General features: G+C 52.4%; 6 protein-coding genes and 1 pseudogene. All 7 read right to left on the reverse strand.

Annotated elements, in window-relative coordinates:
- Positions 1-116: 116 nt before the first annotated feature.
- The 7 genes and pseudogenes from PVOR_RS28680 to spoIID all read right to left on the reverse strand — a co-directional run bounded on the left by PVOR_RS28680 (position 117) and on the right by spoIID (position 5,957).
- On the reverse strand, positions 117-305 hold the full coding sequence (locus PVOR_RS28680; RefSeq protein WP_006213079.1) for a DNA-directed RNA polymerase subunit beta: 189 nt from the start codon (positions 303-305) through the stop codon (positions 117-119).
- Positions 306-314: 9 nt separating this feature from the next.
- Positions 315-1,139 carry a flagellar hook-basal body protein gene (locus tag PVOR_RS28685; RefSeq protein ID WP_006213080.1) on the reverse strand — a complete coding sequence of 275 codons (825 nt, stop codon included), beginning with the start codon at positions 1,137-1,139 and terminating at the stop codon, positions 315-317.
- A 69-nt stretch (positions 1,140-1,208) separates the two neighbouring features.
- Complete coding sequence (locus tag PVOR_RS28690; protein WP_036639966.1) at positions 1,209-2,090, reverse strand: flagellar hook-basal body protein; 882 nt, start codon at positions 2,088-2,090, stop codon at positions 1,209-1,211.
- 288 nt (positions 2,091-2,378) lie between these two features.
- Positions 2,379-3,378: pseudogene (locus tag PVOR_RS28695) on the reverse strand (rod shape-determining protein).
- A gap of 220 nt (positions 3,379-3,598) precedes the next feature.
- Entirely contained in the window at positions 3,599-3,859 is a 261-nt protein-coding gene (gene spoIIID, locus PVOR_RS28700) for a sporulation transcriptional regulator SpoIIID (protein ID WP_006213083.1), read from the reverse strand.
- 262 nt (positions 3,860-4,121) lie between these two features.
- Positions 4,122-4,856 (reverse strand): M23 family metallopeptidase, encoded by a 735-nt coding sequence (locus PVOR_RS28705; RefSeq protein ID WP_040681076.1) that lies wholly within the window; start codon positions 4,854-4,856, stop codon positions 4,122-4,124.
- A gap of 60 nt (positions 4,857-4,916) precedes the next feature.
- Positions 4,917-5,957: a stage II sporulation protein D gene (gene spoIID / locus PVOR_RS28710; RefSeq protein WP_052649329.1), complete on the reverse strand. Its 1,041-nt coding sequence runs from the start codon at positions 5,955-5,957 to the stop codon at positions 4,917-4,919.
- Between the last annotated feature and the right edge of the window lie 43 nt (positions 5,958-6,000).

A 6,000-nucleotide genomic window follows, 5' to 3' on the forward strand; every position in this document is an offset into this window, starting at 1 on the left:
GTCCCATCCCATTATACCGTTTAACCCCAAAAAAAGAAAACTCCCCTAGAGGGAGTTCGGCATCGCGGTACAATTCAATTGTTAACTCGCCCTGACATTCCGTCATGGCGCAAATATCAAATCAAAAACATGCTTCCACGTGCTCCATTCAAACACTTCACTGAACTCCTAGATGACCCAAGCACAACATAACCGAAGACCATTCCTCCGAATAATGCCAATATAAGCAATACAGGAATCATGATGCGGACGGCTAGTTTCCATCCGGAAGTTTTGGAGCGCTTCTTGGCTTTTGATTCACTCATGATGCCCACCTACCCTCGCATTGTGTTGGCAAGGTTCATCATGGTATCGCTGGAACTTAGCGCACGTGCCATGAGCTGGTAGGCTCGCTGAACTTCCATCATCTTGGTCATTTCATCGGTCAGATTGACATTGGATTGCTCAACAAAACCGGAAAGCACCGAAGATTTCGGAGGCTCGCCCGGAGCAGGAGGTGTTAAATCAAACACATCTCCTTCCGTCAAGCCTTCCCCAACGACAAACAAGTTATCGCCCACAGCAACCAAGCCTTCCGGACGCTCGAGCTCAACCACCTTCAAGGTAGCCACAATCGAGCGGACGCCTGCGAAGGTCTCCAATATAATCTGACCTTTCTCATTCACGGCAACTTTCCCTTTGGACGGGAACGAAATGGGATTATTGTTCACGTCGAGCACAGGGTAGCCCTGCGAATTGGCCAGCAGCAAGTTGTTAGGGTTACGGGCATCCGGGGTTACATGAAATCCGCCTTCGCGGGTGTATCCAATTGCGCCATCTCCCTGAACCGCAAACATGGCTTGTCCATCAATCATCAGATCGAAGGGATTCCCCGTTTCCTTCATAGCTCCCTGCTCCATGTTCTGCACAACGGAAGATAGTCTCATGCCATACCCGAGAGTATAGCCTAGCGGTGTCGAACGGCCCGTCCGGTCAAAATCCTTATGATGACCCTGAACCTGAGTCAGCACATCATCAAAGGAGGCTTCCTTTTTTTTGTAACCAGCCGTGTTGACGTTTGCCATATTGTCCGCAATGACATCCAGTCTCTGCTGGAGAGCATTCATCGACACCATAGCGCTAATCATCGAGTTGTTCATCACTTACCTCCCGTGGGCTCACATATTCATACGGCAGCACGCTGCTGCCTGCCAACCTGTAGACACTGCTTATACTCGGCCAATCTCATTGACCGCCTTCTCCAGCGTCCTGTCATAATATTGAACGATTTTCTGATTCGTTTCATACGCGCGCAGCGCAGCGGTCAATTCCACCATCGATTGCGTCGGATCCACGTTGGACCCTTCAATAAATCCCTGACGAACCACTCCGTTATCGGCCGGTGTCATGAACCGCACTTCCCCGTCCGGATCGGACATGCGGAACACGCCATTCCCTTCGCGAATCAGCCCATGAGGCTGGCTTACAATGCTGACTCCCAGGATGATGCCTGTCCCGTTGCCAGCGGCGTCCATGATTTCTCCTTGCTCATTCACTGTAAAGTCAGACGCCGAGCCTGTCAATATAATCGGTCTGTTATTGTTATCCAGAACCTGATAGCCACTCTCGCTGAGCAGGTTACCTTCCGGGCTCACCCGAAAGCTCCCGTTACGGGTATACCGGGTATCCCCATTCTCGTCCTGAACCGTGAAAAAACCTTCGGGTCTATAGATAACCTCGCCGTTCTCATCGACATATCTGCCGGAAGCATCGAACGGATAATCCTGACCCGTTGCCGGATTCTGAACGGTAAAGGAGGATACCAGCGCGAAGTCTGTGTTCTTGCCGGTTTCCCGAAGCGCGCCTTCGGTATAAAGCGAGATGCTCTCCTCCGCATACACGCCGGTATTAAACTTACCCAGCTTCCGGCCTGCGTTCGACGAATCGTTGCCCCCAATCATGGAGACAAGCACTTCAGGAAACGAACGCTGTACGCTGTTTGTTGCCTTGTAGCCTGCTGTGTTGACGTTGGCGATGTTCTGCGTCACCGTATTATGTCGCTGCTCCTGGGTCATCATCCCTGAAGCTGCTGTATATAGACCTCTTAACAATGAAGGCACTTCCCTTCCATTAACGAATCATAACAACCTTAGTCGATATAACGATCGCTACGATGACGGATTGTACTTCCAATCGCTGTTGTTTTTGGATTTCTTGTAACTATGTTGGATAGGGTTGAAATCCAAAAACAAAGGCGACCGCTTCGCTTTTCCATTACAATTCCGCCCTCTCCGCTGTTGTCAACGTGGGCGTATTTCGAAGCAGATCGCTAATCTCATCGTGGTGATTATACCGATTCATTCCATGCTCATGTTGTTCCTATCATCTATATCGGAAGGTTAGAACTTTTTCTTAACGACCTTGTCCAAATTATCGAGCATAATTCCCGTTCCTTTTACCACACGAGTGCATCGGATCCTCTGCAACGAGTACCGGAACCCGAAGCTCGTCCGTCAACAACTCGTCCAATCCATGAAGAAGTGCACCGCCGCCCGTTAAAATAACGCCGCGATCTATGATGTCCGCCGACAGCTCTGGCGGTGTCCGTTCCAACACGGATTTCGCCGCGAGTACAATCGCTGAAACCGGGTCCCACAAGGCTTCTTGTACTTCGGCCGAAGAAACCGTTACGGTAAACGGCAGACCGGATACCATATCGCGTCCGCGAATATCCATCTCAGCTTGTCTACCCCCAGGACGAACCGTGCCGATCGCCACCTTCAGATCCTCTGCCGTCCGTTCACCGATCAGCAATTTATATTTATGCTTCACGTACTTCGTAATCGCTTCGTCGAACTTGTCCCCTGCCATCTTAATCGAAGAAGCGGTGACCACATCGCCCATGGACAGGACGGCCACATCCGTGGTGCCGCCCCCGATGTCCACAACCATGTTACCGCTTGGCTGGAAAATATCCATCCCTGCGCCAATTGCCGCTGCCTTCGGTTCTTCTTCCAGGAACACATCTCTTGCGCCGCTGCGCTCAGCCGCTTCCCGGATCGCCTTCTGCTCCACCGAAGTAATGTTGGTGGGAGCACAGATGAGGATTCGGGGCCGGCTGTGCCAACTGCGCGCGCCCACGCGATCAATAAAGTACTTCAGCATCGCTTCTGTAATTTCGAAGTCGGCGATGACCCCGTCCCTCAGCGGGCGGATCGCCGTAATGTTGCCGGGAGTGCGCCCGACCATGCGCCGTGCTTCCTCACCGACGGCAAGGACTCGCTTGGTGTCGGTCTCAATAGTGACAACGGAAGGTTCGTCTAACACTACCCCCTTCCCCTTAACGTGAATGAGCACGTTCGCCGTTCCGAGATCGATTCCAATATCCTTGCTCAACATCATGAAAAGCCCCCAAAGTGTTATTTTATGGTAAGGGTCACTGTTCGCTGCGCCAATGCATCAATCGACAAAATCCAGCAATTCATGATGATCTTCGGCAAAACAGGTCCCATATTTCGATCCTATACCAGCTTTTAACATATCATACTTTAGGGGAGGGATTCAACGCCAATCTAGTGACCTAAGCCCTAAATATCAGGATTTGGCCGTGGCCACCGGTTCACGATTGCTGCCGGTTTTTTTTGTACTTGATCTTGGTAGCTTCCCCGCCTCTCAGATGGCGGATGGATTTGTGATATTCGAGAATGTGCTTCACCTGATCCGCCAGGTCCGGGTTGATCTCCGGCAGACGTTCGGTTAAGTCCTTATGCACCGTGCTTTTCGACACGCCAAATTCTTTGGCTATGGTTCGAACCGTATGCCTCGTTTCCACGATACAGCGTCCGATCTTAATGGTCCGCTCCTTGATGTAATCGTGCACGCTCCCGCCTCCCTACTGTGTGGATAGTTTGGTACATTATATGAGGGGCATGACGGGATATTCGCGGTTTCACGGGCTGACAAGCTTACTTGGACTCATTTATTTTCTGGACATGCTGGTCATGGACAAGTATGAAACGTCCATAATACAAGGCGCGGCAAGGGTTGGACTTGCCTTCGAAACCCTAAACAAAAAAAAGACAGGATCTCAAGATCCTGCCCTCTTCAAGTGCGCGGTGGGCGCATTGTACGAAGAAATGAAATTATTTTTGCGGAAGCACACTCACAGGGTTGACCAGTTTCCCGCCCTCATACACTTCGAAGTGCACGTGGTTGCCGAGATCCTTCTCAAACTCACTGCGTCCGGCAGTTGCGATGGAATCGCCCTGCTTCACTTCAGCGCCTTCCTTAACTTTCACTTCGTTCAAGCTTTGGTAAACCGTCTTCGTATCACCGGAGGTAATCTCCACTACGTTTCCGTTAAGCGGATGATTCTCAACGCGAGTCACTTTTCCTGTAAGCGCGGCTCTGACTTCAAACATCGTGTCATCTGCAGTGGCCAGGTCGATTCCCAGGTTCGGCGTGAAGGTGTCATTATATTGAACCATCGCCTCCTGATGCGTTTCCGGGTTCGTTTCGTCAAAATAAGGTTTGACAATGCTCACAGCTACGTCGTCGGCTACCGGCCAGATCATCGATTGTGCATTGGCGGTTACTTCTACTGCTTCTCCGTCTTTACCTTCTGTTGCAGGTTTCTCCGAACTCTGTACAGACTCCGAAACATTGGCTTCCCCTTGTGGCTTCAGCGTTTTTTGGCTGGCGTCCTGGTAGACCCACACGAGGGTTAGTATAATTGCCGCTGCTGCTAAGTATGCTGCCGGGAACACCCACCGTTTGGATAAAGCTTTCTTCCACGAAGATGACGGTACCGTCGAATCTCCTTGCACAGTTTTAGGAGCTTCTTCGTGGGGTTTACTATTTTTGTTTTGTTCATTCATTTGCAATCACCTCAGTAACCATTGTTACCGGGGTCAACTCTTTTATACGTAATCTCACTATTATTTTTTTGAAGAGAGAAGATTTGAAGTTTTGTCAAAAGAAATATTCGTATAGTAGTGCTTCAGAATCTCTTTCGCCTCATATCCCTCGCGGGCCATGCCCTCTGCTCCGTACTGGCTCATGCCGACGCCATGGCCGTTGCCATAGGTGGTAATCTCTATCTCACCATTTTTCATCACCAGGCTGAACTGACTTGATCGGAGGCCCAGCTTCTCTCTTACCTCGCGACCGGTAAATGTCTTGCCTCCCACCCGCACACTCTCAATGCGATGCCCCTGCGTATAGGAGAGTACTTTCAAAAAAGAAGAGGCGTTCCCGTCCCCGCCCGCCGATACCGGTACCGCACCGTCCGCCAGACCGAGCTTCCCTACGAATTCCGAGCGCGGCATCGTGACCGTCGTTTTATACTTGGGCGAGATTTGTTTATCCCATGGACTTTCCACACTGCGCAGATAAGGAATTTCATTCTTCCAATAATCCTCTGAATTTTCGGTATAGCCGTTGCTGGTAGAGAAAAAAGAAGCCGTGATCGGCTTACCCTTGTATGTCATTACCAATCCCGCCGTTTCCTTTACCGCCTGCTGGAGCTTCCCCAGCTCGGCTTCCTTCCCCAGCCGCCGCCATTCCTCGGTCAGCTCGTCATGGGCGATGTATGCCTGGTGACTGACCGTGTCGGTCACCATGGCCTTGCCGTCCGGCACGCCGCTGCGGTCGCCGGACGCCAGCCGCTGCACGATATAGGTCCGTGCCGCAATGGCCTGGGCCTTGAGTGCCTCCAGCTGGAACTCGGCCGGCATCTCGGCGGCCAGAACGCCGACGAGGTATTGTTCCAGCGGCAGTTCCTCCACGGTGTCCGTCTTGGTTAAATAGACGGACACCGTGGGCTCTTCCGCCGCCCCCGGCTCGGCGGAAGGCAGCGGGGCGGGCCCCGGCGGCAGCGGCTCCGGCGTGTTGTTGCCCGGGGCAACAACCAGCAGCGGCAGCGCCAGTGCCAAGGCCAGCAGCACGGCCACCGCCCAGATGGCGGGGTGCACCCGCACCCGCCGCCCCCCGGCGGCCGGACGCCGCGCGGCAAAGCCGCGG

Source organism: Paenibacillus vortex V453, assembly GCF_000193415.1.
GTDB classification, from domain to species: domain Bacteria; phylum Bacillota; class Bacilli; order Paenibacillales; family Paenibacillaceae; genus Paenibacillus_AQ; species Paenibacillus_AQ glucanolyticus.